General features: G+C 68.5%; 26 protein-coding genes and 3 tRNA genes. 6 read left to right on the top strand and 23 right to left on the bottom strand.

The window, feature by feature from the left end:
- Nucleotides 1-45: 45 nt before the first annotated feature.
- The 11 genes from HLH27_RS04195 to HLH27_RS04145 form a co-directional block, all read right to left on the bottom strand.
- On the bottom strand, nucleotides 46-795 hold the full coding sequence (locus HLH27_RS04195; RefSeq protein ID WP_182948043.1) for a F0F1 ATP synthase subunit A: 750 nt from the start codon (nucleotides 793-795) through the stop codon (nucleotides 46-48).
- Nucleotides 796-808: 13 nt separating this feature from the next.
- Entirely contained in the window at nucleotides 809-1150 is a 342-nt protein-coding gene (locus HLH27_RS04190; protein ID WP_246375420.1) for an AtpZ/AtpI family protein, read from the bottom strand.
- 233 nt (nucleotides 1151-1383) lie between these two features.
- The gene (locus HLH27_RS04185; RefSeq protein ID WP_182948042.1) at nucleotides 1384-2100 is read right to left on the bottom strand and encodes a hypothetical protein; all 717 of its coding nucleotides are present in this window, start codon (nucleotides 2098-2100) and stop codon (nucleotides 1384-1386) included.
- 112 nt (nucleotides 2101-2212) lie between these two features.
- On the bottom strand, nucleotides 2213-3790 hold the full coding sequence (purH, locus tag HLH27_RS04180; protein WP_182948040.1) for a bifunctional phosphoribosylaminoimidazolecarboxamide formyltransferase/IMP cyclohydrolase: 1578 nt from the start codon (nucleotides 3788-3790) through the stop codon (nucleotides 2213-2215).
- Nucleotides 3791-4014: 224 nt separating this feature from the next.
- Entirely contained in the window at nucleotides 4015-4812 is a 798-nt protein-coding gene (locus HLH27_RS04175; protein WP_182948038.1) for an aminotransferase class IV, read from the bottom strand.
- Nucleotides 4809-6203 (bottom strand): anthranilate synthase component I family protein, encoded by a 1395-nt coding sequence (locus HLH27_RS04170; protein ID WP_182948036.1) that lies wholly within the window; start codon nucleotides 6201-6203, stop codon nucleotides 4809-4811. The genes HLH27_RS04175 and HLH27_RS04170 overlap by 4 nt, the downstream gene beginning before the upstream one ends.
- Nucleotides 6204-6209: 6 nt before the next feature.
- A complete protein-coding gene (gene ptsP / locus HLH27_RS04165; RefSeq protein WP_182948034.1) occupies nucleotides 6210-8069 on the bottom strand; it encodes a phosphoenolpyruvate--protein phosphotransferase in 1860 nt (619 codons plus the stop codon).
- Nucleotides 8056-8373 carry an HPr family phosphocarrier protein gene (locus HLH27_RS04160; RefSeq protein ID WP_182948031.1) on the bottom strand — a complete coding sequence of 106 codons (318 nt, stop codon included), beginning with the start codon at nucleotides 8371-8373 and terminating at the stop codon, nucleotides 8056-8058. Before HLH27_RS04160 ends, ptsP begins: the two co-directional genes overlap by 14 nt.
- A gap of 6 nt (nucleotides 8374-8379) precedes the next feature.
- Nucleotides 8380-8835 (bottom strand): PTS sugar transporter subunit IIA, encoded by a 456-nt coding sequence (locus HLH27_RS04155; protein WP_182948029.1) that lies wholly within the window; start codon nucleotides 8833-8835, stop codon nucleotides 8380-8382.
- Complete coding sequence (rapZ, locus tag HLH27_RS04150) at nucleotides 8832-9887, bottom strand: RNase adapter RapZ (RefSeq protein ID WP_182948027.1); 1056 nt, start codon at nucleotides 9885-9887, stop codon at nucleotides 8832-8834. Before rapZ ends, HLH27_RS04155 begins: the two co-directional genes overlap by 4 nt.
- Before the next feature lie 133 nt (nucleotides 9888-10020).
- The gene (locus tag HLH27_RS04145; RefSeq protein ID WP_182948025.1) at nucleotides 10021-10473 is read right to left on the bottom strand and encodes an HPr kinase/phosphorylase; all 453 of its coding nucleotides are present in this window, start codon (nucleotides 10471-10473) and stop codon (nucleotides 10021-10023) included.
- Between the two features lie 93 nt (nucleotides 10474-10566).
- Between HLH27_RS04145 and HLH27_RS04140 the strand changes: the two genes are divergently transcribed.
- The gene (locus HLH27_RS04140) at nucleotides 10567-10890 is read left to right on the top strand and encodes a RidA family protein (protein ID WP_182948023.1); all 324 of its coding nucleotides are present in this window, start codon (nucleotides 10567-10569) and stop codon (nucleotides 10888-10890) included.
- A gap of 44 nt (nucleotides 10891-10934) precedes the next feature.
- Here HLH27_RS04140 and HLH27_RS04135 read toward each other — a convergent pair whose 3' ends face one another.
- From HLH27_RS04135 to HLH27_RS04120, 4 genes are all read right to left on the bottom strand, one after another.
- The gene (locus HLH27_RS04135; protein WP_338029835.1) at nucleotides 10935-11447 is read right to left on the bottom strand and encodes a UPF0262 family protein; all 513 of its coding nucleotides are present in this window, start codon (nucleotides 11445-11447) and stop codon (nucleotides 10935-10937) included.
- Between the two features lie 145 nt (nucleotides 11448-11592).
- Complete coding sequence (locus tag HLH27_RS04130; protein ID WP_182948021.1) at nucleotides 11593-12348, bottom strand: 2-keto-4-pentenoate hydratase; 756 nt, start codon at nucleotides 12346-12348, stop codon at nucleotides 11593-11595.
- Between the two features lie 55 nt (nucleotides 12349-12403).
- Nucleotides 12404-12835 carry a YjjA family protein gene (locus HLH27_RS04125; protein WP_182948020.1) on the bottom strand — a complete coding sequence of 144 codons (432 nt, stop codon included), beginning with the start codon at nucleotides 12833-12835 and terminating at the stop codon, nucleotides 12404-12406.
- Between the two features lie 104 nt (nucleotides 12836-12939).
- A complete protein-coding gene (locus HLH27_RS04120) occupies nucleotides 12940-13248 on the bottom strand; it encodes a YggT family protein (protein WP_182948019.1) in 309 nt (102 codons plus the stop codon).
- Nucleotides 13249-13375: 127 nt separating this feature from the next.
- Here HLH27_RS04120 and HLH27_RS04115 point away from each other — a divergent pair.
- Together HLH27_RS04115 and HLH27_RS04110 are read left to right on the top strand one after the other, a co-directional pair.
- Nucleotides 13376-13451 (top strand) — tRNA-Ala (locus HLH27_RS04115).
- A gap of 513 nt (nucleotides 13452-13964) precedes the next feature.
- Entirely contained in the window at nucleotides 13965-14297 is a 333-nt protein-coding gene (locus HLH27_RS04110; protein ID WP_182948018.1) for a hypothetical protein, read from the top strand.
- 76 nt (nucleotides 14298-14373) lie between these two features.
- Here the strand turns inward: HLH27_RS04110 and HLH27_RS04105 are convergent, their stop codons facing one another.
- The 5 genes from HLH27_RS04105 to hemE are packed head-to-tail and all read right to left on the bottom strand — an operon-like array spanning nucleotide 14374 to nucleotide 18209.
- Nucleotides 14374-15039, bottom strand: coding sequence for an SOS response-associated peptidase (locus HLH27_RS04105; protein WP_182948017.1), 666 nt, complete (start codon nucleotides 15037-15039; stop codon nucleotides 14374-14376).
- A gap of 4 nt (nucleotides 15040-15043) precedes the next feature.
- Nucleotides 15044-15928 carry an aldose 1-epimerase family protein gene (locus HLH27_RS04100; RefSeq protein ID WP_182948016.1) on the bottom strand — a complete coding sequence of 295 codons (885 nt, stop codon included), beginning with the start codon at nucleotides 15926-15928 and terminating at the stop codon, nucleotides 15044-15046.
- A 51-nt stretch (nucleotides 15929-15979) separates the two neighbouring features.
- The gene (gene hemJ / locus HLH27_RS04095; protein ID WP_182948015.1) at nucleotides 15980-16429 is read right to left on the bottom strand and encodes a protoporphyrinogen oxidase HemJ; all 450 of its coding nucleotides are present in this window, start codon (nucleotides 16427-16429) and stop codon (nucleotides 15980-15982) included.
- Nucleotides 16426-17145: an HAD family hydrolase gene (locus tag HLH27_RS04090; RefSeq protein WP_182948014.1), complete on the bottom strand. Its 720-nt coding sequence runs from the start codon at nucleotides 17143-17145 to the stop codon at nucleotides 16426-16428. The genes hemJ and HLH27_RS04090 overlap by 4 nt, the downstream gene beginning before the upstream one ends.
- Complete coding sequence (gene hemE, locus HLH27_RS04085; protein ID WP_182948013.1) at nucleotides 17142-18209, bottom strand: uroporphyrinogen decarboxylase; 1068 nt, start codon at nucleotides 18207-18209, stop codon at nucleotides 17142-17144. Before hemE ends, HLH27_RS04090 begins: the two co-directional genes overlap by 4 nt.
- A gap of 431 nt (nucleotides 18210-18640) precedes the next feature.
- Between hemE and HLH27_RS04080 the strand changes: the two genes are divergently transcribed.
- Together HLH27_RS04080 and HLH27_RS04075 are read left to right on the top strand one after the other, a co-directional pair.
- Nucleotides 18641-19279: a Maf family protein gene (locus HLH27_RS04080; protein WP_182948011.1), complete on the top strand. Its 639-nt coding sequence runs from the start codon at nucleotides 18641-18643 to the stop codon at nucleotides 19277-19279.
- Between the two features lie 249 nt (nucleotides 19280-19528).
- Nucleotides 19529-19604: transfer RNA gene (locus HLH27_RS04075), tRNA-Ala, on the top strand.
- A gap of 74 nt (nucleotides 19605-19678) precedes the next feature.
- Here the strand turns inward: HLH27_RS04075 and HLH27_RS04070 are convergent.
- Both HLH27_RS04070 and HLH27_RS04065 read right to left on the bottom strand, forming a co-directional pair.
- Nucleotides 19679-22258, bottom strand: coding sequence for an ABC transporter permease (locus HLH27_RS04070; RefSeq protein ID WP_338029834.1), 2580 nt, complete (start codon nucleotides 22256-22258; stop codon nucleotides 19679-19681).
- Nucleotides 22255-23013: an ABC transporter ATP-binding protein gene (locus HLH27_RS04065; RefSeq protein WP_182948009.1), complete on the bottom strand. Its 759-nt coding sequence runs from the start codon at nucleotides 23011-23013 to the stop codon at nucleotides 22255-22257. Before HLH27_RS04065 ends, HLH27_RS04070 begins: the two co-directional genes overlap by 4 nt.
- 109 nt (nucleotides 23014-23122) lie before the next feature.
- Here HLH27_RS04065 and HLH27_RS04060 point away from each other — a divergent pair, with 109 nt between their 5' ends.
- Complete coding sequence (locus HLH27_RS04060) at nucleotides 23123-23698, top strand: arylesterase (RefSeq protein ID WP_182948007.1); 576 nt, start codon at nucleotides 23123-23125, stop codon at nucleotides 23696-23698.
- Nucleotides 23699-23868: 170 nt separating this feature from the next.
- Here the strand turns inward: HLH27_RS04060 and HLH27_RS04055 are convergent.
- Nucleotides 23869-23944, bottom strand: a tRNA-Lys gene (locus HLH27_RS04055).
- Between the last annotated feature and the right edge of the window lie 63 nt (nucleotides 23945-24007).

Raw genomic sequence — 24007 nt, 5'->3', positions numbered from 1 at the left:
CCTTGTTTGGTTCAGGCGTTCAAGAGGGCTGGGGCGGCGTCGCGGTCAGTGCGCGACCGCCTCCCGCAGATAGATGCAGGTGAGGATCGCGAAGACATAGGCTTGCAACGCACCCACCAGCAATTCGAGCGCCATCAGCGCGACATTGATGACCACGGGACCGACGGCGAGCGCATCGCCGATCAGTCCGAGCCCGGCCAGCATGATCGTGAAGGCGGCGAACATTTCCAGCATCACGTGACCGGCCACCATGTTGGCGAACAGACGGATCGACAGGCTCACGGGACGGGACAGGAACGAAAGGATTTCGATCGGCACCAGCAGCGGCGCCAGCGCGACCGGCGCGCCGGCGGGCATGAAATGCGCGAAGAATTTCGCGCCCTGCGCCTTCAGCGAGACGATCACCGACAGCACGAACACCATCAGCGCCAGCGCGACGGTGACGGCGACATGGCTGGTGAAGGCGAAGGAAAAGGGCAGCAGGCCCAGATAGTTGCCGGCCAGGATGAAGAAGAACAGCGTGAAGACGAACGGGAAGAACGCGCGCCCTTCCGGACCGATCGTGTCCACGGCCATGTTGTGGATGAAATCGTAGCAGATTTCGGCGGCCGCCTGCAGGCGGCCCGGCACGACGGCCCTGGGGCGCATGCCGATATAGAGGAACGCCAGCACCGCGACCGACGCCACGATCATCATGAGGGGCGACTGACTGAAACGCAGCGCCTCGCCCAGGCCACCCAGAACGGGATGGAGCTCGAACTGACCCAATGCGTCGATGGTGGATCCGGCCGCCAACTTCGTCTTCCCTCTACCGCTCCGGCCCCGCGCTTGGGTCCGGCTTGTCTTCCAGGGCGTCCTGCGGCCTGACCAGACGCCAGACATTCAGTACGCCCGCGGCCCCGCCCATCAGTGAAAACAGGATCAGGAAGACCGGGCGACTGCCCAGCCACCGGTCGAGCCCCCATCCCATCGCGACCCCGACCACCAGGCCCGCCACCATTTCGGTGCCGGCCCGCAGAACGGTGCCCACGGTGGTGATATCGCTGCCTTGCGCGGAGGCCTGGGCTGCCCGGTCCGGATTGTTCCGATCCATGGCCTGCTTCAGGCGCCTGTCGAAGGCGTGACGGGAGCTGTCCGTTTCCTTACCCAATTTTTACACCTCCAGGCGGGTGCAGGCGCTAGCTAACGACGCGGCAGAAACCTGTCAAGCAAACGCTTTTGTTTCGGGACACGGAAAAGAGCCGCCCCTGCCCTGTCACGCGCGGAATGGCCGACAGTTCCCGGCACGGCCGCCCCGAAGCACCCGGATGGTACCGCACATATGCGATATCAGAATGCCTGTCATGACTTTATTGCATAAAAACGGGTATGGGCGGCTGCCTGTTACGGATGCGTGCTGCCGCCCGGGATTTCGTCATAGGCCGCGCTGCCCGGGAAGGGGCCGGCCAGCGGCGCGGCTGCCGGGGCGACATGGACCGTCTGGCCCATCGACGGGCCGATCTCGCGGGCGTCGATCGCGGTGCCCAGCGCACCGGTGCTGCCATTGCCGACCGCGTGCAGGGTCTGGCCCGATTTGAGCCACGCCGCCAGGCGCGTGGCCTCCGCCGGGGCGAGGTGGATCACGCTGTAATCCTGCATCACCGCGCCCACCAGCCGGCCGTGCAGACTGTAGAGCGGCGCGCGGACGGTGCCGTCGACCACGATGTCGGGGCCGGAGGTCGTGACCGGCAGGCGGGCCGAGATCGTCTCGGCATCCTCGACGGCGCGGCCGCGCTGGTCCTCGATTTCATAGGCGCGAACGATGGGCAGGTCGCGGCCGCGCAGGCCGCGGGCCGAGATCCGCTCGCCCGGCTTGACCAGGCCGGCCACCGCCAGCCCCAGCTCGTGCGAGCACAGGATTTCGGTGCCGTCGGTGAGGATCAGCCCGTCGATATCGCCGCCCGGGGTCGGCAGGTAATGCGCCACCGTGCCGGTCGTGACCGGGAGGGGCGAAAAATCGTAGGCCGAGGACGGCTGGCTGGCCGCCATCGCCGGTCCGGCGATCAGGGCTGACAGGCCGGCCACCGCCGGAAGAAGGTGGGAATGCCGCAAACTCGCCATGCCTGCTCTCGTCATCTGCCTGATCGTCTTTATCAATCGTCCCGGAACGGGTTTGCCGGGCGAGATAGTGAAAGCGATCCCGCCCGGCGCGACAATCCCCCCGGGAAGAGGATCAGTGCCGGAAGTGGCGCATACCTGTGAACACCATGGCGATGCCGGCGCGGTCGGCGGCGGCGATCACCTCGTCATCGCGGATCGAGCCGCCGGGCTGGATCACCGCCGTGGCGCCGGCCGCGATCGCGGCCTCCAGCCCGTCGGCGAACGGGAAGAACGCATCGGACGCCACCACGCTGCCGGCCGTCAGCGGCTTGTCCAGCCCCGCCGCGTGCGAGGCTTCCGCCCCCTTGATCGCGGCGATGCGCGCGGAGTCCACGCGGCTCATCTGCCCCGCGCCGATCCCGACCGTGGCCTGGCCCTTGGCGTAGATGATGGCGTTGGACTTGACGTGCTTGCAGACGCGGAAGGCGAAGATGAGGTCCGCCATCTCGGCCTCGGTCGGCTTGCGCTGCGTCACCACCTTGAGGTCGGCCGGGACGATGCGGCCGTTATCACGCGTCTGGGCCAGGAAGCCCCCGGCGACCGAGCGGATGACGACCCCGCCCTGGGCCGGGTCGGGCAGCGCGCCGGTCAGCAGCAGGCGGAGGTTCTTCTTGCGGGCCAGGATCTCGCGCGCTTCTTCCGTGGCGTCGGGCGCCACGATCACCTCGGTGAAGATCGCGGCGATGCGGGCCGCTGCCTCGGCGTCCAGCGTCCGGTTGAGGGCGACGATGCCGCCGAAGGCCGAGACCGGGTCGCAGCGCAGCGCCAGGTCCCATGCCGCCGACAGGCTGTCGGCCGTCGCGATGCCGCACGGATTGGCGTGCTTGACGATGACCACCGCCGGTGCGTCGAATTCCGCCACCGCCTCGAACGCCGCGTCGGTGTCGTTGAGATTATTGTAGGACAGGGACTTGCCCTGGATCTGCCGCGCGGTGGCGACGCCCGGGCGCTGGCTGCCGTCGGCATAGAAGGCCGCCTGCTGGTGCGGGTTTTCGCCGTAGCGCAGGCTCTCGCGACGCTGGCCGGCCACCGTCAGGCGCTCGGGCAGGACGTCGCCGCGCTGGCCCGCGAACCAGGCAGCGATCGCGGCGTCATAGGCGGCGGTGCGGGCATAGGCCGCGCCGGCCAGCGCGCGCCGGGCCTCCAGCGTGGTGCCGCCTTCCGCCAGCGCCGCGATGATGGCGCCGTATTGCGCCGGGTCGGTCAGCACCACGACATGGTCGTGGTTCTTGGACGCCGCGCGGATCAGGGCCGGGCCGCCGATATCGATATTCTCGATGCAGTCCTCGGCGCCGGCGCCGGAGGCCACCGTGGCCTCGAACGGGTAGAGGTTCACCGCCACCAGGTCGATCGGCGCGATGCCGTGCTGTTCCATCTGCGCGACATGCGCCGGCAGGTCGCGCCGGCCCAGGATGCCGCCATGGATCTGCGGCACCAGCGTCTTGACCCGGCCGTCGAGGATTTCCGGGAAGCCGGTATGGTCCGACACTTCCGTCACCGCGATCCCGGCCTCACGCAGGGTACGGGCCGACCCGCCGGTCGAGAGGATCTCGGCCCCATGCGCCGCCAGGGCGCGGGCGAGGTCGAGCAACCCCGTCTTGTCGGAAACGGAAATCAGGGCGCGGCGGACCGGCACTGGCGTCTGGGTCATCGCGGGGGCGACCTTTCACGATTGGGCGGGCAGGAAAGCTCGGCTCCTTAGTCCAACCTGGGGTGGGGGGGCAACAGATGTGTGGGGCCGGGTGTCGGGTCGCCGGGGGAGCTCTTCTGTTCTTTTTTGAAAAAAAGAACCAAAAAACTTTTGATTTTTTAAGGGAAAGCCTGCGGGCGTCGTCGGGATGCCAGACGAGTGAAAGTCTTTTTGCTTCTTTTTCTTCAGAAAAAGAAGACGCACTCCCGCACCGCGGCGACCCTGTCCAGCGCCATGGCCAAGGGCGCATCCTCCAGGCCGACCACCGGCCGCACCGACAGGCTGTTGACCAGGATCATGCCGCCGGACAGGTCGGCTGGGGTCAGGGGGGCTTCTTCCACCATCCCCGCCGCCAGCAGGACGGCGCGGGCGATGCCGGGCAGCGCGCCGTCGCTGACCGGAGGGGTCAGCAGCCGCCCTTCGCGCACGGCCAGTACCGTGCTGGCGGTGCTTTCGGCCACCCGGCCGGCGCCGTTCAGCAGCAGGGCGTCATCGGCGCCGCGCTGCTCGGCCTCCAGCCTCGCCAGGATATTGGGCAGGTAATTCAGGCTCTTGATCCGCGACAGGGGGGAATCCGCGTCGCGCCGGATGCGGGTGCTGATGACCAGTCTTGCGGGGCCCGGCGCGGGGGCGGCCGGAAAGGGTGCGACCAGAAGGGTGGGGTGCGGGCGGTGGGGCGGGAGCAGGCCGCGCGGGCCCGTGCCACGTGTCAGCGTCAGGCGCAGCGCGCCTTCCGCCAGCGCGTTGCGGCGGATCACCTGGTCCAGCGCGCCCTCGATCACGTCCAGGTCGGGCGGGGGAAACAGCAGGGTGTCGGCGCCGCATCGCAGCCGGTCGAGATGGCGCGGCAGGTGGGCGACGCGGCCGCCCGCGACGCGCATGGTCTCGAACAGCCCGTCGCCCAGGGTGAAGCCGCGATCGGTGGGATCGATCCTTGCCTGTTCCCTGGGGACCAGCCTGTCGTCCAGCCACAGGATATTCATGGCGCCGCCCCGGCCGGTCGGTCGCCGAACAGGGCCAGCAGGGGGGCGATCTTGAGGCACATTTCCGCGTATTCCCGCTGGGGATCCGACAGGATCGTGATCCCGCCGCCTGCCGCCGCCACGATCGTATCGGGGGTCGTGGCCAGGGCGCGGATGATGACTGAACTGTCCATGGCACCGTCGGTTCCGATCCGGAACACGATCCCGCAATAGGGGCCGCGCGCCGAGGCCTCCAGATCGTCGATCAGGCGCATGGCCTGGTGTTTCGGTGCGCCTGTCACCGATCCGGGCGGCAGGGAGGCGCGCAGCAGGTCGATCGCGTCCTGCCCCGGGGCCAGCGTGGCCGCGACCTCGGACACCAGGTGATGGAGGTGGGCGAAGGTTTCGACCGACAGCAGCTCGGGCACGCCGACGCTGCCGATCCGCGCCACGCGGCCCAGATCGTTGCGCATCAGGTCCACGATCATCAGGTTTTCCGCCCGTTCCTTGTCGTCGGCGGCCAGTTCCGCGCGCTGGATCGCATCCTGTTCCGGCGTGGCGCCCCGGGGGCGGGTGCCCTTGATCGGCCGGGTGCGGGCCACCCGGTCGCGGCCCAGATGCACGAACCGCTCGGGCGAGGCCGATAGCAGGCTGAAGGTGCCCCCGCAGGCCAGCCAGGCACCGAACGGCGCCGGGGAGGCCCGGCGCAGCGCCCGGTAGAGGTCGATATCGGCCAGGCCTGCCGGGCGGCGGGCGACATGGCGGCCGGTGATGTTGACCTGGAAGATCTCGCCGTCCGCGATGCGGGCCACCGCCGCCGCCACGGCGGCGGCATAGTCGCCCGGCGTGCGGTCGGGCACGAACGCCGCGCGCGGCAGCGCCGCCGGCGGGGGGGCATGCGGGAGGGTGGCCCATTCGGCGTGGAAGGCGGCGAACAGCGGGTCCGCGTCCGGACGTATCGTGGCCAGGTGGACCTGCCGGCGCGTGCGGTCGAACAGGAGCGCGTGGTCGTAGAGCGCCGCCGACAGGTCGGGCCGGGTGGGGTCGGCCGGATGGCGGGTTGGAATGGCCTCGGCCCACTGGCCCACGCCGTAGCCTGCGAAGCCGATGACCCCGCCGGCGAAGGGCCATGGCCCGGCATCGGCGGTCGGGGCCAGGGCCAGCAGGGCGCGCAGGGCCGCCAGCGGATCGGTGCCGGGGATGGGTGCGCCGTCTTGCCGGCAGGTACCGCCGCGCCAGTCCAGCACATGGGCGGGGCGGCGGCACAGGATGGTCCAGCGCGCGCGGGGGCCGGGGGGGCCGCCGCTGTCCAGGCAGGCCAGCCAGGGTTCGTCGCGCCATGCCCACAGCAGGTCGTCCGGGTCCCGCCACGGCAGGCCCATGGTCCGGACTGTGCCGGCTGGCCGGTCCATCGCTCCTCAGCTCCCGGTGGCGAAATCGTCGATCAGGCTGGTCACTTCGGCCACGTCCGAGGCTTCCATCACCCGGTGGGCCAGACGTCGGCAATCCTCGAAGGACAGGGCGCGCACCACCTTCTTGACCCGGGGCACGGCCGAGGCGGTCATGGAGAAGGAGCGCAGGCCCAGCCCGACCAGCAGGGGTACCACGCGCGGGTCGCCCGCGATTTCGCCGCAGAGGGAGATGGGGCGGTACTGGCGCAGCGCGGCCTCGGTCACCGCCTGGATCAGGCGCAGCACGGCCGGGTGGAGCGGATGGTAGAGCGATGCCACGTCGGCGGAGGCCCGGTCGACCGCCAGGGTGTACATCGTCAGGTCGTTGGTGCCGATGGCCAGGAATTCGGCCTCCTGCGCCAGGGCGTCGCCCATGAGGGCGGCGGCCGGGGTTTCGACCATGATGCCCAGCGGGGGCAGGCTGTCGCCCAGCGGCAGCCCCTTGCGGCGCAGCCTGCGGGCGACGCGGTGATAGATCTCTCGCGCCTCGCGCAGTTCGTGCACCACCGTGACCATCGGCAGCATGACCCGCACCGGGCCGGCGACAGAGGCCTTGAGGATGGCGGCGAACTGGGTTTCCAGCACTGCCGGATAGCGCAGCAGCAGGCGCAAGCCGCGCATGCCCAGCGCCGGATTGATGGTGTCGCCTTCCTGGTGCAGGCCGGCGCGCTCCAGGGCCTCGCTATGCTTTTCGCCGCCCCAGTCCACGACGCGGATCGTGGTGGTGTCGCCCGCCATGGTGCCGATGATTTCGGCATAGATTGCCGCCTGCCGGTCTTCGTCCGGCATGGTTTCGGCGTTCATGAACAGGAATTCGGTGCGCAGCAGGCCGATGCCCGAGGCCCCGGACTGGGCGACCAGCGGCAGTTCGGCCGGGAGTTCGAGATTGGCCTGCAATTGCAGCTTCTCGCCGCTGGTCAGGCGGGCGGGCAGGCGGCGCAGGCGGCCCAGGGCCTGGCGTTCGCGCGCATGTTCGGCCACGCCGCGTCGGGCGATGGCCAGTGTCTCCTCGCCCGGGTCGATCACGACCTGGCCGGTCGTGCCGTCCACCACCATGGTCGCGCCGTCGCGCGCGCGGGCGGTCAGACCGTGGGCGGCCAGCACCGTGGGAATGCCCAGCGCGCGGAGCATGATGGCGGTATGGTCGGTCGAGCCGCCTTCCTCGGTCGCGACCGCGACGATGCGCGACGGGTCGATCAGTGCCGCATCGGCCGGGCGGAGTTGTTCGGCCACCAGCACCGTGCCCGGGGGCACCGCGCTGAAGGAACGGAAGGGGGTGCGGCCCAGATTGCGCACCAGGCGCTGGCCGATTTCGCGGAATTCGCCGGCGCGGCGCTGGGCGGCGGCCGCGTCCTCGCCACCCGATGCGGCGCCGTCGCTGAGCAGGGCCTGGGCCAGGCTCTCGGTTTCCTCGCGCACCGCCAGTTCGGCCGTGCGGCCGTCGCGGACGATGCGGTCGTGAATGCCGCGTTGCAGGCGGGAGGGGCCGAGCATGCGGCGATAGACTTCGAGCAGCGAGCCGATTTCGATCTGCCCGTCTTCGGGCAGGATGGCCAGCCGGTCGCGCAGCCGTTCGATCTGCCGCACCGAGCGTTCGATCGCCTCGGCCAGGCGCGCCAGTTCGTGATCGGGGTCGTCGGTGCGGGCCGTGGCGTCGATATCCGGGGCCGGGCTTTCCAGCACCAGCATTGCCGGGCCGATGGCGACGCCCCGGACCGTGGCATCGCCGGCCAGGCGGATTTCGGCCGGGGCCGCTGCCGCGGCCGTGGCGCGCGGGCGGCGCCGGCGGCGGGGGGGAGCCTGGTCGGGGCTGTCAGTCGTCTTCATGGAAGCCGGCCTCGATCAGGGCCACCAGGGCCTCGATCGCCGCATGGGCATCCCACCCGGTGGCCATCAGGGTGACGGATTCACCGCGACCGGCCCCCAGCATCATCAGCCCCATGATCGAGCGCGCCGAGACCGTCTGGTCGCCGCGCCGGACCTCGACATTCGCATCGAACTGTTCGGCCACCGTCACCAGCCGGGCCGCCGCGCGGGCGTGCAGGCCCCGGCGATTGACCATGGTCGCGGTCACGGACAGGACGTCGGGGTCCTGCGGGTCGAGCCCGGGGGACGTGTCGGTGCCGGACATGCGGCCTCAGCCGACCGCAGCCGCCCGCTGCTCGCCCAGCAGGCAGCTGCGGGCGCCGCCCAGGCATTGCGGCGGCAGGTGCGAGGCGGTGGAGATATATTTGCGGCCCGCGCCCTCGGCCAGGTCGGCGCATTCTTCCAGCGTGTGGGCGTTGCGGATCTGCGCCAGCTTGACCAGCATGGGCACGTTGACGCCGGCCAGGACCTCGACCCGCGCGTTTTCCATCATGGAAATGGCCAGGTTGGAGGGGGTGCTGCCGAACATGTCGGTCAGCAGCAGGACGCCGTCGCCCGTGTCGACGCCGGCAATCATCTTTTGCAGATCCACGCGGCGCAGGACCGGGTCGTCCCCGGCTTCGACATTCAGCGTTGCGAGCTGTTCCTGCGGTCCGACCACATGTTCCATCGCGCGCCTGAGTGTTTCGCCCAGCGCGCCGTGGGTAACGAGGACCATACCGATCATGAAGAATATCGCCCTTCCACGACGTCCGTCACAGGCTCCTTCGGCCGGCTGGCCCATCGCCAACGATATCTGCCCTGCCGCGCCAGTTCGCGATGCATGACGATGACCGACCATGCACCCTGTTCGTCCGTCCCTGATGAGGGGAGATCGGACGGCACCGCACCAATGTCAATACGAGGCGCCTTTCCCGGCCTGTCGCATGTTCCCGCGCATTCCGCAAGCCGTTCGGCCAGGGCCTCGACGATCGTGACCGAGCGGTGGCGGCCGCCGGAGCAGCCGATGGCGATGGTGGCGTATTTCTTGCCCTCGCGCACGAAGCGGGGCAGCACCAGCCCCAGCATGCCGTCGATCTGGTCCAGGAAGCGCGGATAGTCCGGGTCGGCGGCCACGTAATCGGCGACCTCGGGGTCGAGGCCGGTCATGGCCGCCAGTTCGGGGACGTAATAGGGGTTACGGAGGAACCGGGCGTCGAACACCATGTCGGCCTCGCGCGGGAGACCGGCGGGAAAGGCGAAGGACATCAGCGCCACCGTCAGCCCGCCGCCCCGATGGTCGCTGCGGGGGGCGAAGCGGGTTTCGATGACCTGCCGCAATTCGGGCGGCGGGAGGTCGGACGTGTCGATCACCATGTCGGCCGCCGCGCGCAGGCGGGCCGTAAGTTCGATTTCCGCCTCGATCCCGTCCTTGACCGCGCCGCGCATCGCCAGCGGGTGGCGGCGGCGGGTGGCGGTGTAGCGGCGCAGCAGCACGCTTTCCTCGGCCGTCGCGTAGATGAGTTCGGCCTGGAGGGCGGGGTTGACGCGCAGGCGGCCCACCGCCGCCAGGACCGCCGCCGCGTCGAACCCCCTGGTGCGGGAGTCCACGCCGATGGCCACCGGCTGTTCGGCGCGGGTCACGATTTCGTCCAGCATGCCCAGGGGGGGATTATCGATGACCTCGTACCCCAGATCTTCCAGGATGCGCAGGATCGACGATTTTCCCGCGCCCGACAGGCCGGTGACCAGCAGGATGCGGCGTGGCGCCGGTGCTCCGTCGAGTGAAGAATCCGTCACGGGAAATCCTGGCTGAACAAAGGGCCGGACACCTTCGGGCCTCGGAGCGGCCTGCCTGTCAGGCGGGGCTTCCGACACCGCGTCCCCCACGCATGGGACACCGAAAGAACCGACATGGGAAGAGGCGTATGGATTACAATTGCTCGAAGGTTAAAATCTTGCAACGACCGGCCAACCCGTCAAGGGCCAGGTTGATCCGTGCCACGGCCGAGGGCAATGCCGGGTCCAGCCGGATTTCCGGCAGGCCGGTCAGGGAATCCTGCGCCGAGGCGGGCAGCCGGTCGGGCCTGTCCTGCGGCCGGACCAGCCGCACCGCCAGCACCGCCCGCGCATCGGCCAGGAAGGGCAGGCGCGCCAGACCCATGCCCCGGACCTCGATCAACCCCGCAAGCGCCGGGGGCGCCGAGGCGCGGCCGCCCTCCAGCACCACGCGGTCGTCGGCCACCAGGTCGTAGCCGGCATCGAGCAGGCGCAGCAGCAGGTCCGACTTGCCGATGCCCGATGGGCCCAGCAGCAGCACGCCCTGCCCGTCGCGCGCGGCACAGCTTGCGTGAACCTGAACCTTTGGCGAGCGTAATTGTTCCATATCCGGTAAAATGCCCCCCCAGGGTTGAAATTCACCCTGAACTGAATATGACGTTTTCGTTATCAATGTCCGAGGTGGGAGATCACGCACGGCATGACGGACCGGGAGATCCATGTGCGACACCTGACCGGAATCGATCCGCGAACCGAGGGAAAGCCGCCCGGCCTGATGGAACAGTGCCGCGTGGCCCTGGACCGGGGGGCCCTGGCCCTGGCCCGCGACGGATACCGGCTGGAGGATGTGACGCGCATTGTCTTCCTGATGCGTGACACGGATGGTTTTCCATCCTGCTTTCCGCTGTTGCGCGATGCGTTCGGCGCGGGGCGGCCCGGTACCACGCTGCGGCTGGTCCCGGGATTCGACACGCCCGGCACGCGGATCGAGATCGAGCTGGTGGTCGGCCCCGCGCAATTCTGAGATCCTGCCTGGCAAGATACCCGTTCGGCAGGTCCTGAACCGTGTCAGCGCCGTTGCTGGAGGATGCTGGCCAGCGTGAACAGGCGGCGGGCGGTTTCGTCATCCATGTCGATCTTGCCGCGCAGGCGCTCGACCATCAGCGCCGCGCCGTCATTATGCAGGCCGCGGCGGCCCATATCGATGGCGCGGACGCGCATCGTGTTTCCCTCGCGCACGGCCTCGTCGAAACTGTCGACCAGCAGGACGTAATCCTTGATCAGGCGGCGGAAGGGCGTCAGCGAAATGCGGTAGATGCGCAGCGGCTGGTCGCGCGCGTCGCGCACGTCGAAGACCAGCCCGTTGGTCTGGACCGACAGGTGCAGGATGAAGGGGCCGACCAGCCCCTCGGGCAGGAAGCGGGCCGTCTGTTGCAGGTCGGCGATGGCCTGGTTGACGTCGTTCTGCCGCGCCCGGCTGGTTGTCAGCGCATTCTCGACGTCTTCGAGCACCACGCGCGCCAGCACCGTGGAGCCGGCCGGCCCGCCCGCATGCGGTGGGTTGTCGGGTAATGGATGCACTGACCCCCCTTTACTGCCCCGGTCTGCTCCCGCCTCGGGAGCCATGGACGGCGCCATATTACACATCGTGCGCGGCGCCGGCACGCGGGGCGACAGGACAACGCCCCGGTCGCAGTCCGGCTTCCGGCCCGCCCTGTTTCAGATTTCAGTCACAGGTCAGTGAGAGCGAACCCAGATGAGTGAATGCGGCACGGACCCGGGTGCCGGGTTCGACGAAGATCGTCCCCGATGTCGACCCTGTCGTGACGACGGTGCCGGCGGCCAGGCCCCCGGCGTGACGGGCGGCGTGCGCCGCCAGCCACACCAGCATGCGGATGGGGTCGCCGGCCGAGTTGCCGCCGACATGGTCGACCGCCACGCGGCCGTCGATGGTGAGGGTCACGCGCTCCTGCGTCGGTACCAGGGCGTGCCAGTCGGTAAGGGCCGGGCCGACGAACAGGGCGCCGTGGCTCTGCTGGTCGGCCAGATGGTCGAACGGGGGCTGGCTGCCGGGGGTGGCGAAACGGGTGTCGAGGATTTCGATGGCCGGATGTACGGAGGCGATCGCGTCACGCACATCGTCCGCCGTGTACGGCGTTTCGCGCGGCGGCAAAGCGCGGCCGAAACGATAGGCGATCTCGGCCTCCACCCCGATCAGGCGGCACAGGCCGCGCGGCAGGATTGTCGCCGTGTCGAACAGGGTCGCGTCCAGGATCGGGGCGGTCGCCGGTTCGGAATCCGGCGAGCGGGCCCCGACCTTCCACCCGGCGATCCGGCCGCCCAGCGCGCGGAGCGTGGCATGCTGGATGCGATAGGCTTCGTCCGGCGATGCGACATGGTCGTGATCGGGGAGGTTTTGCAGCGGCGGGGCCCCGGCGCGGACCCGGAGGAAGGCCTGGGCCGTCCGTTCGACGGAGGCCATTACGGCCGGGCCGCCCGGTGGCCGGAACGGGCCCGGCGCTGGTGATCGGGGCCGGTCACAGCAAGGACTGCGACCGGCTGAGCACCATGTTGCAGACTTTCTGCGTCATCTGCTGCTTGACGCCCTGCCCGGCCGACGCCAGCGAGAAGCTCTTGCCGTTTCCGGTATCCAGCAGGCCGCGCTGGCCGGCCTGGTAGGCGCTGTCGCCCTGGCCGCTGATGCCGGCCTTCTGGCCCAGGGCGCTCATGACCGGCGAGGCGGTGCTGGCGCCCAGGTAATTGTTCTGCACGCAATAGCCGAGCAGCCCGACCAGGTTGCTGGACCCGGCGGAGGAAACCGACGGCAGGCCCATCGACCCCATCATGCCCTGCCCCATGTCCGACATGCCGGGCATCGACGGCATCTGGGCATGCGCCGGGCGGGCGCCGGAGAGCGATACGGCCGCCATGACGGCCGCAAACGACAAGGGAACGAAATGACGGTTCATGCATCACATCCTTATGTCTGGCGGTCCGACGATCATAACCTGTCCATATGGCCAGAATATGAATAACGACGTCGTGGCAGGCGAATAAAATCCGACCGGCCGGTTCAGAACCCCGGATTGAAGGCCATCGTGTAGTAAAGCTGGCGGACCAGCGGCGTGAGCAGGTACTGGATGGCCAGCAGCAGCACCAGCGGGCTGAAATCCATGTTGCCGGTGGCGGGGAGGATGCGGCGGATCGGCCGCAATGCGGGCTCGGTCAGCCGATCGAGGAACCGGCCGATCGACCAGACCATCTGGCTGCGGGTATCCAGGACGCCGAATGCGTACAGGAAGCTGAACACGCAGGAGATGATGACCACCCAGGTATAGAGCCTGATGAGATTGAGCAGCAGGCCGAAGATAAGCGTGAGCAACGTGTTGATCCCTGCATTGGACGGGCGGGGAGTCTATCGAAGCCTACCAGCGCATACAACACCGGCAGGGGCCAATCGCGCTTGACAAACATCCTGCACCCGCTATTTATCCACCCCGTCAGGCAGTGGGGCTGTAGCTCAGTTGGGAGAGCGCCTCGTTCGCAATGAGGAGGTCAGGGGTTCGATTCCCCTCAGCTCCACCACTTGCCTCGATATTTCAAGATAAAAATCAGTATGTTGGCTTCCTGCCGTCGGCACGATCGAGGATCGACTTGCCGGCCCCCCGAAGCATGCCCGGATGGTGTTCATCGTCGAGATGTCGGGCCGAGGGGAAGAGGGATTTCCCTAATCGGGCGCGCCGGCCTATTTTCCTGATGCGGTATAGGGCGGACCGGAATGGGGCCGGCCGATTGCGACGAACGGGAAAGGGTTGGGTGGTGAGAATAGGTTTCCTGTCTGCGGCACTGGCCATTCTGCTCGCTGGGTGTAACGGGATGACGCATAGCAGTTGCCCGAACGATATTCCGAACCAGAGCGCCGATCGTACGGGCGCCAAGGCCGTTTTCCAGACGTGCAACTGAGGCCGGAGATAGCCGGTTTGCTCGGCGGCCCGGTGCGGCGCCAAGCAGTATAGCCGCTTTCCTGCCCCCTGCCCCATTATCGACGCGATCGGGTGGCATGGAAAATGGGACTGAAACACACAGGGAGCCGTTAGGGTGAGACGTGGATTTTTCAGCGGGGTCAGTGCGTTCGTGATTGCGGGTGTGCTGGCGGTAGGGATGTCGGGGGCGATGGCGGCGGATTCGTCGTCGTGCCGGTCGGGGACCTGTCAGGCGGCTGCGAAAGACTGGCGGACGGTGCGGAACGGGACGGTCGGCGCGGCCCATGACACGGCGCGGTGGAGCAGGAATAGCTGGCACACGGTGCGCAACGGCACGGTGGATGCGGCCCACGCCACCGGACAATGGACGAAGAAGACCGGCCACAAGGTCGGCAACTGGGGATCGAGCGCCGCAAAGGAAACCGGCGACTTCTTCACGGGCCACTGACGCACTGAGCTGCCCCAGCAAAAAGCCCTGAACGAATCAAGGTTTTTTTGTTCTTTTTTTCAAAAAAGAACGTCTTCTACGCCTCGTCCACCGGCACCAGCAGATCCGGCCCGTCATGCCCCACCTTGTTGACCCGTGTCCCGACACGCCATGCGCGAAGCATGTCGACGGGCGCCGGGGCCAGCAATTGTTCCGCGATGGCGGGTGGGGCGTTGAACCAGATGTCGCGGTCCTGGTCGGCGATGAGGACGGGCATCCGGTCGTGAATGGCGCGGGTGGCGGCGTTGGCCTGGGTGGTCACGATGGCGAAGCTGCGCAGGATATCGCCTTCATATTCCCAGGATTCCCAGATTGCGGCCAGTGCCAGCGGCTGGCCGTCCTGCCGGGCGAAGGCCCAGGGCTGGCGGGGTGGGGGGCCGGCCTGCCATTCGTAATAGGCGGTTGCGGGCACCAGGCAGCGGCGGGAGCGAAAGGCGGCGCGGAACATGCCGGAGGTGGCGACGGTTTCCGCCCGGGCGTTGATCGGCTGGCGGCCCATATCGTGGGCCCAGTTGGGCACCAGCCCCCATAACAGCAGGTCCAGCCGGAGATCGTGACTGACCGGGTGGCGGCGCACCACCGCCGTCGGCTGGCGGGGTGCGATGTTCCATGAGGGCATCCAGTCGGGCGTGGGGCCGGCGGCGATATGGAAAGCCTGGCGCATCTGTTCCAGCGACAGGGTGTTGGCGAAGCGCCCGCACATGGGGTCAGGCGGGTATGGCGGGAGAGTCGACCGTGACCGACCAGGAGGCGTGCCATTCCTCGCCCGGGGCGAGATGCAGCAGGCCGGGCTTGTTTGTGAATTCGCCCGAGAAACCCTGGGGGGTTGCGAAACCGTACCAGGGTTCGATGCACAGGAAATCGGCCCCCGGCTTGGTCCAGAGGCCCAGTTCGCGGAATCCTTCCCACGCCACCGTGACACCTGTGCCGTCCGGGGCGTGAAAGCGGACGCTGCGGCTGGCGGGAGCGTCCATGATGATGGCATCGTCGACGAACAAGGCGTCGGACAAGGCCAGCGTGCGCCCCTCGATCGGGGTGGGAAAGGATTCGGGCTGGAGCAGGCCGCCGGCGACCCGGCGGATGGGGGCGGGTTCGGGCCGTTCGAATGTCAGCACATGGTCGGTCTTTGCGGAACCTTGCTGCTGCGGCCACGCAAAGGCGGGATGGGCGCCCAGCGAGGCCGGCAGGGTGCGCGCCGGGTCGGGATTGTGCAGGCGGTAGCGCACGTGCAGCGTATCGCCCTCGGCCTGGTAATCGAGCGTCAGGGCGAAGCGGTACGGAAAAATCGTGTGGGAGTCCGCATCGTCGGTCAGGGTGAGGGTGCAGCCGTCGGGGCGGCGGTCGTGCCATGCGAAGGCGCGGTCCCGGGCGAAACCGTGCTGGGTTATGTGGAAAGGCTGGCCGTCGATGCGGGCCGTGTCGTCGGGCAGGCGGCCGACGATGGGAAACAGGACCGGGGAGCGCCGGGGCCAGGCCGGCAGGCCCGCCCACAGGCGATCTTGCCCTGCCCCGTCGGCCAGCGACTGCAATTCCGCGCCCTGTGCGGCGACGCGGGCCTTGATCCGGCCCGAACCGAAGACGTGATCCGTCATTCGCATGTCCTCCGTATACCGGCCCGTTTTTCTGATCAGAACGGTTTCTGGTCAGAACGGGCGGACGATCACCATGATCACCACGACAGCCATCAGGATGGTCGGAATTTCGTTTGCTGCACGATAGAAATTTTCCGGCCGGGTGTTTCGGTCCTCGGCGAAGGCGCGGCGCCAGCGGGCGCAGGCACCGTGGAAGCCGGCCAGGCCCAGCACTGCCGCAATCTTGAGATACCACCAGCCGGCATGCCAATCGACGGTGCCGGGGGTCAGCACCAGCAGGGTGCCGAACAGGAAGGTGCAGATCATGGCCGGGTTCATGATCTGGCGCAGCAATTTGCGCTCCATCACCTTGAAGCGCGCGCTTTCGGCCGAGCCGGGTGTCGTCTGGCAATGATAGACGAACAGGCGCGGCAGGTAGAACATGCCCGACATCCACGCGATCAGCGACATGACGTGCAGCGCCTTGAACCATGCCAGCCAGGGCAGGAAACCCAGGATCACGACCGGGCTCCATGGGCTGACTGGGCCGCCTGGATCCGCTCCAGGAACGGGGCGAATTCCGACAGATGGCCGATGCGGAACAGGCCCGGCCAGTCGGGTGCCGGCAGGTCGAGCGGGCGCAGCAGCACGCAGGCCATGCCGGCGGCCCGTGCGGCGCTGGCGCCGGTATCGGTATCTTCCAGCACCACACATTCCTCGGCCGGCACGCCTTCGGTCTGGGCGGCGTGCAGGTAGACGGCCGGATCGGGCTTGGGCTTGCCCATGTCGCGCGCCGAGTGGACGCGGTCGGCCACGAACCGGTCGAGGCCGGTGCGGGCGAATTTGACGTCCATTTCGGCGATCGAGGAATTGGAGCCGACCCGGACCGGCAGGTCGAGCCCAATGACGGCCGTGAGCATGTCGTGCGCACCGTCGATGACGCGGGCTTCGGCGCGCATCAGGTCGACCAGCTTGTATTGTACCACCGTTGCCCAGTCGTCGGGCAGCTTGCGGCCGGTTTCCGCCTCGGCCTCGACCTTGATGCGGGTCAGGGCGCGTCCGGCCAGGCGACGCACCGCTTCCTCGTCGTCATATTCCACGCCGATCTGGCGCAGTTCCTGCGCCACCAGCCGGCAGGACGGGCCCTCGCTGTCGATCAGCACGCCGTCGCAATCGAAGATCACCAGCCGGAGCTGGCCGTCGGGACGGACGGCCCTGGGCAGCGCGGGGGCGGTCATGGCCCGATGTCCCGGACCGCGCGCACCAGTTCGCCCACATGTTCGGGCGGTGTGGCCGGAACCACGCCGTGGCCGAGATTGAAGACGTGCGGCCGGCCTTTCATCGCATCGCGGATCGCCTGGGCTTCCCGCGTCATCGCCTCGCCGCCCGCCAGCAGCAGCAGCGGGTCGAGATTGCCCTGGAGCGCGATGTCGCCGGGCAGCAGGCGCTGCATCGCCGTCATGTCCGCGCCGGTGTCGAGCGCGAGGACGCGGACCCCGGTTTCGCGCGCATATTCGGTGGCCATCACCCCGGCCAGGCGCGGGAAGCCGATGACCGGAACGCCCGGCCGGCGGGCATGGATTTCCTGCACGATGGCGCGGGTGGGGGCGATGACGTGGCGGCGGAACTGGCTGGGGGGCAGCAGGCCGGACCAGCTGTCGAACAGCATCACCGCCTCGGCCCCCGCATCGATCTGCGCCACCAGCATGTCGGCCGTGGCCTGGGTCAGGCGGGCCATCAGCCGGTCGAACAGCAGCGGGTCGGCATAGGCCATGCCGCGCGTGGCATCGAATTCCCGCGAGCCGTGGCCTTCGACCATATAGCACGCCACCGTGAAGGGGGCGCCGGCGAAGCCCAGCAGGGTGGTGCGGCCGCCCTGGGCCGCGCCGATCGGATCCGGGCCGTCGAGGATGGCGCGCAGGCGGGTCAGGGTTTCCATCACCGGAGCCGTGGCGTCGGGCACCCGCTTCGGGTCCAGCCGGTCGAGATCGGCCTGGCTGCGGATCGGCCCCAGCACCGGGCCGGTGCCGTGCACGAATTCCAGCGACTGGCCCATCGCCCACGGCAGGATCAGGATGTCGGAAAACAGGATCGCCCCGTCCATGGCGTAGCGCCGGATCGGTTGCAGGGTGATCTCGGTCGCCAGGTCGGGCGTCATGCAGCGGGTGATGAAATCCGCCTGGTCGCGCAGGGCGCGGAATTCCGGCAGGTAGCGCCCGGCCTGGCGCATCAGCCAGAGCGGCGGCGGCCAGACGGCCTCGCCCTGCAGGACCCGCAGAAGGGGTTTGGTTGTATCCGTCATCGCCTGTCCGCCGTCACATCGTTCATCACGGGACTATCCCGTACTTTTTCCGGGGATGACAGGACCGCGAGGGAAGGTGCGGTACGTCGTCACCAGATTTCCGGACCAACCTCTAAACATGAAATAAGAAGAAAGAAACGCTGAGGAGGTAGATAGGGCCTGTGGATGACGGGGTACCCGCATTTCCAAAAACGTACCCCGTCTTTCCCACAAGGTGTACAGTTCCATTCACACGGGGATTCATAAGGTTAGATGAGTTATCCCGAATGTGCCGACATGGGGCTGTGTACAACCCACCGTGTCGGCGGCTGTGAGGGTTGTCCACGGTACTCGGTACGATCAAGAAGCGTGTGGAGTACTATCCCCATGTACCCCAGTACTCGTTCGGCCCGATCACAGGGTTTCTTTTTTTCAGTACGGAGAGCCTGCGCATGAGCGACTCGTCATTAGTACTAATCGCGACTCTTCTACAGGCCGAGTCGCCCCGGATAGTACTGGCCAGCCAGTCCGTCACCCGGCGCAACCTGCTGGAACAGGCGGGAATCCGCCCCGAAACGCGCCCTGCGCGCATCGACGAGGCCGCCGTGCGGGAGTCGGCGCATGCCGAGGGCCTGTCGGCCGGCGATTGCGCGCTGATGCTGGCCGAGCTGAAGGCGCGGCGCATCCAGGAGCCCGATTGCGTGGTGATCGGCGCCGACCAGATCCTGGAATGCGACGGCGTGTGGTTCGAGAAGCCCGCCGACCGGGCGGCGGCGCGTGCCCAGTTGCTGGAACTGCGCGGGCGGGCCCATGTGCTGCACAGCGCGGTGGTGGTGATGCGCGACGGACAGGTGATCTGGCAGCATGTCGCCCGGCCGGAACTGACCATGCGCCGGTTTTCGGAATCCTTCCTCGATGCCTATCTGGATCTGGAAGGGGATGCCGTCCTGTCCTCGGTCGGGGCCTATCGGCTGGAGGGGGTGGGGATTCATCTGTTCGAGCGGGTGGTGGGCGAGCATGCGGCCATTCTGGGGCTGCCCTTGCTGCCGCTGCTGGGGTTTTTGCGCCAGCATGGGGTGGTTCTTGCGTAGGGAAGGATGTTCTTTTTTGAAAAAAAGAACCAAAAAACCTTGATTCGGTCGGGAGCCTTGTGCTGGGGCACGCGATTGTCCTGAACGGATCGAAAGTCTTTTTGCTTCTTTTTCTTCAGAAAAAGAAGGGACTTCCCTTTCGCCATGCGGGGCGGAAAAAATATCGAGGGACGGGCTTGCCAAGGAAACAGGGCACGGCTATACCCCGCCCACCCGCACGTCATCACTGACGGCGCGGGCCGGTTGGACGGGGCCATAGCTCAGTTGGGAGAGCGCCTGAATGGCATTCAGGAGGTCGTCGGTTCGATTCCGATTGGCTCCACCAATCCTTCCGGCCCCTTTTTTCCAGACAATTCGAATGGCCGCCGGGCTGGGAAAACACTGTGTTTTCCTTGCCCCTTATCGTGTCCTGCCCCGTAGCGGGCGCAGGGCGCGATGCCAGACCAGCATGGCGCACAGGGTCGTGGCCGCCAGCGTGCCGGCCATCATGCCGCCCACCGCCGGCCAGTCCGCCGTCCAGGGCAGGTGCAGGAACTGGCGCATGACCAGCCATGCGGCCGATGCGCCCAGCAGGATGGCCGATAGACCGGCCGTGAGCCCCAGCAGCGTGAATTCGATCAGCCAGATCGTGCGGATCTGGCGCGGGCCGGCGCCCACCGCCTGCAGGATGGCGGCGTTGGCGACCCGCTGGCGCCAGCCGGCGGCCAGGGTGGCCGCCAGGACCAGCGCACCCGAGGCCATGATGATGGAGGCCGCGACGCCGAGTGCCGTGGCGATCTGGCCGGCTAGCGCGGTCAGGCGGGCCAGTACGTCGGCGACCCGGATGCCGGTGACGCCCGGCAGGGCGTCGGTGATGGCGGCGAGCGTGGCGGCATCCTGATCGGCTCGGCCGTCGGTGGCCAGCGTGGCGACGAAGGTGTGGGGGGCGTGCGACAGCAGCCCCGGTGACACGACGAAGGCGAAATTGAGCTGGAGCGACCGCCACGCGACGGTGCGCAGGCTGGCCACCCGGACATCGATCGCGCGGCCCAGCACGTTCAGCCGGATGGTCGAGCCGACATGCACGCCCCACCCTTCGGCCAGCCCGGCATCCAGCGACAGCAGGGGCGACCCGGCATAATCGGCCGGCCACCATGTGCCCTCGGCCAGCCTGGTGCCGGGCGGCGGTGTGGCCGCCACCGTCAGCCCGTGATCGCCGCGCAGGGCCCAGCTTGTCTGCGGCGTCGCCTTGACCCGTTCGGCCGGCACGCCGTCGACCGCGACGACGCGGGTGCGCATGGAGGGCAGTTGCTGGACCGCGCGGACCGAGGGCTGGGCCCGGGCCAGGCTGTCGAACCGGTCGAGGTCCGTGGGCTGGATGTCGATGAAATAGAAGGCGGGGGCGTTCTGCGGCATCTGGTCGCGCAATTGGGCCATCATCGCGCCCTCGGTCAGCAGGATGGCGGCCATGGCGGCCAGTCCGGCACCCAGCGCGACGACCATCCGCGTGGTCGCCGCATTGCGATGGGCGAACAGGGCCAGGGCCAGCCTGGGCACGCCGCGCGCCGTATCGAGCCGTGCCAGCAGCATGGACACGGCCCCGCGCAGCATCGTGCCGGCCAGGAGCAGGATGCCGGCGGCGAACAGGACGACGCCGAGGAAGCCGGCCGCGAAGAGGGGGCTGTCGGCCAGCCGGATCGTGAGCAGGGCCGACAGGATCGCGCACAGGACCAGGGCTGCGCCGACGCGCCAGGACCGCACGCGGGCAGCGCCGTGTGGGGTCTGGTCGCGGAACAGGGAGGCCGGGCTGGTCGTGCAGGCGCGTGCCAGCGGCAGGATGACCGACAGGAGGGCGACCAGCACGCCGAACAGGCCGGCCGTCAGCACCGGAAGCAGCGGGGGAATCGGTGTCGTCTCGATGGGCAGCAGGCCGCCGAGCATCCGCGCGGCCAGCGGGGGCAGCAGCAGGGCGGGCACCATGCCGGCGCCGATGCCGATGCCGCACAGGGCGGCGATCTGGAGGCCGAAGGTGCGGCGGATCAGCGGCCCCGAGGCGCCGAGGCAGCGCAGGATGGCGATGGTCCGGCCGCGCCCCTCCAGCCACGAGGTGACGCCGGTCGAGACGCCCAGCCCGCCCAGAAGCAGGGCGCATAATCCGATCAGGGCCAGGAAGCGGGCCATCTGGTCGACGGTGCGGGTCAGGGCGGGGGCGGCGTCGGCTTCGCCGCGGATTCGCCAGCCCTGGTCGGGGAAGCGGGCGGCGATCGCGATTGCCAGCGCATGGGCGCGGGCGGGACGGTCTGCCGCCGGGCCGCCCAGTGCCAGGCGCATCATGTGCGTGACCAGGGCGCCCGGCTGCATCAGACCGGCTGCGTCCAGTGCCGGGAGGGTGGTCATGACCGTGGGGGCCAGCGTGACCGTGCCGGCGCCGTCCGGCGCGCGGTCGAGGCTGCCGGCGACGTGGAAGCGGGCGGTGCCGATCCGCACGGTCGTGCCCACCTTGAGCCCCAGCCGGTCGATGACCAGCGGGTCGGCCAGCAGGGCGGGCAGGCCGTGCTCGGGCGCCAGGGCCCGGTCGAGCGGCGCCTGGGGGGTAAGGGCCATGGTGCCGACCAGCGGGTAGGCGTGATCGACCGCCGAGAGTTCGACCAGCATTCTTGCATCGGTCTGGGCATCTGTCCGGGCATCTGCCTGGCCCGTGCCGCGCGGGGCGTAGAGCATCGAGCGCATGCGCAGCACCTGCGATACCCGGGCCCCGTGCGCGGCGGCGAAATCGGCCAGGTCGACGGGGAGCGGGTCGCTGCTTTCGATCGACAGGTCGCCGCCCAGCAGGGTCCGCTGCTCGCCCGCGATGCCGTCGCGGATCATGTCGCGCAGGCTGCCCACCCCGCCGATGGTGGCCACCCCCAGCGCCAGGCAGGCCAGCACGATGCGCATGCCGCCGATTCCGCCGCGCAGGTCGCGCCAGGCCAGGCGGGCGGCCAGGCGCCACAGGCTCACGATGCGGGCTCCCGCACCGGGTGGTCGGCCAGCACGCGGCCGTCATCGACCCGCAGGCGGCGGTCGCAGCGGGCCGCCAGGGCGGGGTCGTGGGTGATGAGGACGAGCGTGGTGCCGTATTGCCGTTGCAGGCTGAACATCAGGTCCATCACCGCCGCGCCGGTGCGGCTGTCGAGATTGCCTGTCGGTTCGTCGGCCAGCAGCAGGCGCGGCCGGGTGACGAAGGCGCGGGCCAGGGCCACGCGCTGCTGTTCGCCGCCCGAAAGCTCGCCCGGCAGGTGATCCAGCCTGTGGCCCAGCCCCACCGCGTCCAGCGCCGCGCGGGCGGCGGCGGCACCGTCGGGGCGGCCTGCCAGTTCGAGCGGCACCAGCACGTTTTCCAGCGCCGTCATGGTGGGGATCAGCTGGAAGGACTGGAAGACGATGCCCATCGTCTGGCGCCGGAAACGGGCCAGCGCGTCTTCGTCCAGCGCGCCCAGCGTGGTGCCGGCGATGCGGATCGTGCCGCGGGTCGGGCGTTCCAGCCCCGCCAGCAGCATCAGCAGGGATGTCTTGCCCGAGCCGGAGGGGCCGACGATGCCCAATGCCTCGCCCTCGGCCACGCGCAGGCCGACATCGTGCAGGATCGTCAATGCCCCCTGCCCTGCATCGCCCCGGCGCGGATTGACCGCGCCGGCACGGGTCGGCACTGTCAGCCACAGATCCTGTGCCTCGACCAGCGTCGTCCGTCCATTCGGGAGCCCGTCGCCGTCCATGCGTTTTCCTTCCCACAGGGTATGGTCCTGCCTGCACGCTACACGCCGCCTGCACCGGGCCCGAACGGTTTTTGGCTTTCTGGTCGCCTGTGTGTGGGCGGGTTTCGCCATGTCGGTCCATGCGGCCGACCGGCCGGTGCGGATTCTGGCGCTGGGGGATTCCCTGACCGCCGGATATGGGCTGGCACATGCGGACGGTTTCGTGCCGCGCCTTCAGGCCGCGCTGGATGCGCGCGGCGATGCGATCACGATCCTGGATGGCGGCGTGTCGGGCGATACCAGCATCGATGCGCTGGCGCGGCTGGACTGGGCGCTGGGCGATAATCCGGACGCGGTGATCGTGGAACTGGGCGGCAATGACGGGTTGCGCGGGCTGGACCCGGCGCGGATGGAACAGAACCTGACGGCGATCCTGGACCGGTTGCAGCAGGCGCATCTGCCGGTGCTGCTGTCGGGCATGTATGCGCCGCCCAATATGGGCGCGGGCTATGGCCAGGCCTTTCGCGCCGTGTTCGAGCGGCTGTCGCACCGGCCGGGTATTTTATGGGATCCGTTCTTCCTTGACGGCGTGGCGGCGCATCCGGAGCTGGAACAGGCGGATCATATTCATCCCAACCCTGCCGGGGTCGCCGTCATCGTGGCGCGGATGGTGCCGTTGGTGGAGCGGCTGGCGCGTCGGCCTTGAGGGGGTTGTGTGCTTTTTTGCAAAAAAGCACCAAAAAACCCTGATTCGTTCAGGAGCTTTGTGCTGGGGACACGCGATGGTCCTGAACGGATGGAAGTCTTTTTGCTTCTTTTTCTTCAGAAAAAGAAGGGAAGACGCTTTGCCTTGTGAGGAATTTCCGAAAGGCTCCATGGTGGGCGCACAAGGACTCGAACCTTGGACCCGCTGATTAAGAGTCAGCTGCTCTACCAACTGAGCTATGCGCCCATGGAGTGTCCCTCTCGGGTGACGCGCTTCTAACAGCGTCGGGTGAGGAGGGCAAGCGGTTTT

This window comes from Gluconacetobacter takamatsuzukensis (assembly GCF_014174275.1).
Classification (GTDB): Bacteria; Pseudomonadota; Alphaproteobacteria; order Acetobacterales; family Acetobacteraceae; genus Gluconacetobacter; species Gluconacetobacter takamatsuzukensis.
Note: the sequence above shows the minus strand (reverse complement) of the source record. Positions and strands in the feature narration are given on the sequence as shown.